The organism is Aeromicrobium sp. PFPM2_SD2 (assembly GCF_057364525.1).
In genome coordinates this window covers 1-3,925 of the sequence record NZ_JBNFNZ010000230.1, presented here as the reverse complement: position 1 = coordinate 3,925, position 3,925 = coordinate 1, and the positions used below count along the sequence as shown (strand labels likewise).

7 protein-coding genes are annotated in these 3,925 nt (G+C 73.9%); 2 read left to right on the top strand and 5 right to left on the bottom strand.

Annotated features, from left to right (window positions below; genetic code table 11):
• The 4 genes from AC2W7G_RS10945 to AC2W7G_RS10930 all read right to left on the bottom strand — a co-directional run.
• Nucleotides 1-308, bottom strand: a 308-nt coding sequence (locus AC2W7G_RS10945; RefSeq protein ID WP_485868454.1) for an RNA-binding S4 domain-containing protein, incomplete at its 3' end; no start/stop codon positions are given.
• The gene (locus tag AC2W7G_RS10940) at nucleotides 305-823 is read right to left on the bottom strand and encodes a low molecular weight protein-tyrosine-phosphatase (protein ID WP_485868453.1); all 519 of its coding nucleotides are present in this window, start codon (nucleotides 821-823) and stop codon (nucleotides 305-307) included. The genes AC2W7G_RS10945 and AC2W7G_RS10940, both read right to left, overlap by 4 nt.
• A gap of 1 nt (nucleotide 824) precedes the next feature.
• Nucleotides 825-1,202: a phage holin family protein gene (locus AC2W7G_RS10935; RefSeq protein ID WP_485868452.1), complete on the bottom strand. Its 378-nt coding sequence runs from the start codon at nucleotides 1,200-1,202 to the stop codon at nucleotides 825-827.
• A gap of 4 nt (nucleotides 1,203-1,206) precedes the next feature.
• The gene (locus AC2W7G_RS10930) at nucleotides 1,207-2,151 is read right to left on the bottom strand and encodes an EamA family transporter (RefSeq protein ID WP_485868451.1); all 945 of its coding nucleotides are present in this window, start codon (nucleotides 2,149-2,151) and stop codon (nucleotides 1,207-1,209) included.
• Between the two features lie 33 nt (nucleotides 2,152-2,184).
• Here AC2W7G_RS10930 and AC2W7G_RS10925 point away from each other — a divergent pair, with 33 nt between their 5' ends.
• Nucleotides 2,185-3,240: a histidinol-phosphate transaminase gene (locus AC2W7G_RS10925; RefSeq protein WP_485868450.1), complete on the top strand. Its 1,056-nt coding sequence runs from the start codon at nucleotides 2,185-2,187 to the stop codon at nucleotides 3,238-3,240.
• Nucleotides 3,241-3,297: 57 nt separating this feature from the next.
• On the opposite strand, the gene AC2W7G_RS10920 is transcribed toward AC2W7G_RS10925, so the two are convergent.
• Nucleotides 3,298-3,807: an Ig-like domain repeat protein gene (locus AC2W7G_RS10920; RefSeq protein ID WP_485868455.1), complete on the bottom strand. Its 510-nt coding sequence runs from the start codon at nucleotides 3,805-3,807 to the stop codon at nucleotides 3,298-3,300.
• Between AC2W7G_RS10920 and AC2W7G_RS10915 the strand changes: the two genes are divergently transcribed.
• On the top strand, nucleotides 3,728-3,925 hold a 198-nt coding region (locus tag AC2W7G_RS10915; protein WP_485868456.1), incomplete at its 3' end, for a hypothetical protein. The two genes, AC2W7G_RS10920 and AC2W7G_RS10915, sit on opposite strands and share 80 nt — an antisense overlap.

Here is a 3,925-nt window from a genome sequence, read left to right as displayed (position 1 = left end):
TCGGCCAGCCGCTCCTCGCGCGGCGGCGGGGCGGGGGAGTGGTCGGTGTAGCACTGCACGGCCACGGCGGCACCGACGCGCTTGGTCAGCAGCCGCTGGACGACGACGACCCGCTCGCCGCCGGGGGTCGTGGCCTCGACCCGGTCGCCGACGTGGATCGGCAGGGACGGCTTGGCCCGCTTGCCGTTGACGTGCACGTGACCGCCCTTGCAGGCGGTGGTGGCCGCCGACCGGCTGGCGAACAGCCGGACCGCCCACACCCAGGCGTCGGTGCGGACGCTCGTCGGCTGGCTGGCCTCGGCGCTCATGTCGTCAGCGTGGCCCGCAGCCGCTCGACCAGCACGTCGGCGGTGCGCTCGACCATCGCCAGGACGACCTCGAACCCTTCGCCGTCGCCGAAGTACGGGTCCGGAACCTCGGCGTCCTCGTCAGCGGCCTCGGGGTCGAACGCGCGGAACATCATCAGCCGGCCGGCGGCGTCCACGGTCGGGGTCAGCTCGTGCATGTCGGCCCGGTTGCTCTGGTCCATCGCGAGCAGCAGGTCGTTCTCGGCGTACCAGTCGGTGCTGAACCGGCGGGCGACGTGCTTGCTGGGGTCGTAGCCGTGGGCCCGCAGCGTCGCCGCGGCCCGCTCGTCCATGGGGTTGCCGGTGTGCCACCCGCCGGTGCCGGCGGACGTCACGGTCACGCGGTCGGCCAGGCCGGCCGCCTCGAGCCGGCGCTCGAGCACCACGTGCGCCATCGGGGAGCGGCAGATGTTGCCCAGGCACACGACCGCGAGCCGGTAGCGGCCGTCCTCCTCGGGGGCGGGGAGCGTGGCCACGTCAGTCGATGATCGCGCTGACGACCGCGTTGACGACGCTGATGACGATGGACGCCAGCACCGCCCAGCCGAAGCCGTCCACGAAGAACCCCAGGTCGAGCTGGCCGGCGATCCACTCGGTCAGCAGGAGCAGCAGCGCGTTGATGATGAGCAGCGCCAGGCCGAGGGTCAGGATGATGAACGGCAGCGACAGCACGTTCAGCACCGGCTTGACGTACGTGTTGATGAGCGCGAACACCGCGGAGACGACGGCGAGCGTCAGCCACACGGTGGACGACTCGGCGCCGTCCTCGGCGATGCGCATGTGGTCGCCGAGCAGTCCGGCGGCCGCGGCGAGCGCCACGGCGCTCGAGATCCAGGTGACGAGCAGGGCAGGCATGGCCTCATTGTGGCGCGGGCAGCTCGGCGGGGGCCGAGCGCCGCGCCGACTGGGCCAGGACGATGCCGGCCATGACCACGACCACGCCGACGAGCTGCACGCCGGCGAGCGACTCGGCGAACCACGCCCAGCCGAGCAGCACGGCCAGCACCGGCTCGAGCGTGGCGACCATCGTCACCTGCGTGGCCGGCAGGTGCTGCAGCGCCACGAGCTGGACGAAGAACGGCGTCACGGTGCCCAGCACGACGACCCAGACCAGCGGCAGCCACAGCGGGACGGACAGGTCGTCGAGCCGCTCCAGCATCGACACGTCCTGCGTCAGGTCGGGCAGGTGCCAGCTCGGGCTCACGGCGTTCATCAGCACCGCGGCCATGACGAACGACCAGACGATGACGTGCAGCGGGTCCTGCGTGCCGACGTTGTGCTCGCCGAGCAGGAAGTAGGCGGCGAAGCTGACCGCGGCGAGCAGACCCATCGTCACGCCCAGCGCGTCCAGCTGGAGCCCCTGCCACACCCGGGCGACGAGGGCCAGGCCGCCGACGGCGCAGGCCACGGCGCCCCACATGCGGCGGTGGACGTCCTCGCGCCGCACGACCCGCACCCACAGCACGACGAGCACCGGTGCCAGGTACTCCAGCAGCAGCGCCACGCCGAGCGGCAGCCGGTCGATGGCCACGTTGTAGGTCAGCTGCAGGGCCGCGACGCCGACCAGGCCCAGCCCGGCGACGAGCAGCAGCGAGCGTCCGCGCGGGGGACGCAGCACGGCCGGGCGCCAGAGGGCGGCGACCAGCACGAGGACGATCGCCGCGCCGGTGATGCGCGCGGACGTGAAGGGGAGCGGGTCGATTCCGCCGCGCATCGCGATGCGCGAGATGCCGCCGTTGAGGCCGAACAGCACGGCGCCGGCCAGGACGAGCACGTAGCCCCTGCGGGCGGAGGCGGCGGTCACGGGGCGATCATGCCAGCCCACTACCCTGCCCCCATGCCCACGCCGACCTCGCGAGACGTCCTCGCCTCGATGCCCGTCTACAAGCCCGGCCGCGTCGCGCTCGACGAGGCGCACAAGCTGTCGAGCAACGAGCTGCCGTTCCCGCCGCTGCCCAGCGTCCTGCAGCGCCTGGGCGGGGAGCTGAACCGCATCAACCGCTACCCCGACGCGGGCAACACCGCGCTCGTCGAGCGGCTCGCGCAGGCGCTGGGCCAGCCGCCGGAGGCGTTCGCCGCCAGCACCGGCTCGGTCGCGGTGCTCTACTCGCTGCTGAGCGCGTACTGCTCGCCGGGCGACGAGGTGGTCTACGCGTGGCGCTCGTTCGAGGCCTACCCGATCGCCGTCGGCCTGGCCGGGGCCCGGTCGGTCGGCGTCCCGCTGACGGCCGACGGCCGGCACGACCTGGACGCCCTGGCCGCCGCGGTCACCGACCGCACGAAGGTCGTCATGGTCTGCACCCCGAACAACCCCACCGGCCCGGTCGTCGAGCACGACGCGCTGGTGGCGTTCGTCGACGCGCTGCCCCCGCACGTCCTGGTGGTGGTGGACGAGGCGTACGTCGAGTTCGTCCGCGACCCGGCCGCCGCCCGGGGCCTGGACGTGCTGGCCGGCCGCCCGAACGTCGTCGTCCTGCGCACGTTCTCCAAGGCGTACGGCCTGGCCGGGCTGCGGGTCGGCTACGCGGTCGCGCACCCCGACGTGGCCCAGGAGGTCCGCAAGGCGATCGCGCCGTTCAGCGTCTCGGGCGTCGCCCAGGCCGCCGCGATCGCGTCGCTGGACGCCGCCGACGAGCTCGCCGAGCTCGAGCGCCGCGTCGCCGAGCGCACCCGGCTGCGCGACGCGCTGCTCGAGGCCGGCTTCGACGTGCCGCCGGCCGAGGGCAACTTCGTCTGGCTGCCGCTGGGCGACGACGCCCTCGACTTCGCCGAGGCCGTGGCGCCGGTCAGCGTCCGGCCCTTCGCCGGCGACGGCGTGCGGGTGAGCGTGGGCCTGCCCGAGGCCGACGACCACTTCCTCGGCCTGGCCACGGCCTGGCGCTCGCGGCACTGACCCGGGCACGCGAGAGGGGCAGGGACCGTACGGTCCCTGCCCCTCTGCGTCCTCAGGTCAGCGGATGCCGACCCGCACGACCCGCGACGTGCTGGCGCCGTAGCGGGCGTCGCCGCCGTAGACCACCTTGACGGTGGCCGTGCCGCGCTTGGCCGCCTTCACCTTGGCGGTCACCATGCCCGCGCTGCTCATCCGCACGGTCTTGACGACCTTGTAGCCGCGGGCACCTGGCGTCTTGACGTACACCTTCACGGTGCCGGTCGGGCTGACGCCGGCGACCTTGCCGCCGACCCAGGCGGTGATCGTGAAGGACGCGCCGCGCTTGACGAGCGAGGCGGCCGAGACGGTCGTCGCCGTCGCCTTGCGCGTCACCCTCAGCGAGGACGTCACGCTGCTCGGCTCGGTCGCGTCGCTGCCCGAGTAGCGGACCGTGACCCGGTACGAGCCGACCGCGAGCGTCCGGGGCAGGGCGAACGTCGCCCGGCCCGTGCTGCTCACCGGAGCGGTCACCCTCGCGCGACCCGCGGTGACGGTGACCGTGCCGGACGTGGCGCCCGAGACCGTCACCGTGCCGCTCACCGCGGTGCCGAACGTCGCCGACGAGCGGCTCAGCCGCAGCGTCGTGGACGAGCCGTCGCGGCTCAGCGTCAGCGCGACCGGGGGCGGCCGACGAGCCCTGCGCCCG

Excerpts from the sequence above, each read along its gene's own strand:
- AC2W7G_RS10935 (WP_485868452.1), bottom strand. The coding sequence starts at position 1,202 with ATGCCTGCCCTGCTCGTCACCTGGATCTCGAGCGCCGTGGCGCTCGCC.
- AC2W7G_RS10925 (WP_485868450.1), top strand. The coding sequence starts at position 2,185 with ATGCCCACGCCGACCTCGCGAGACGTCCTCGCCTCGATGCCCGTCTAC.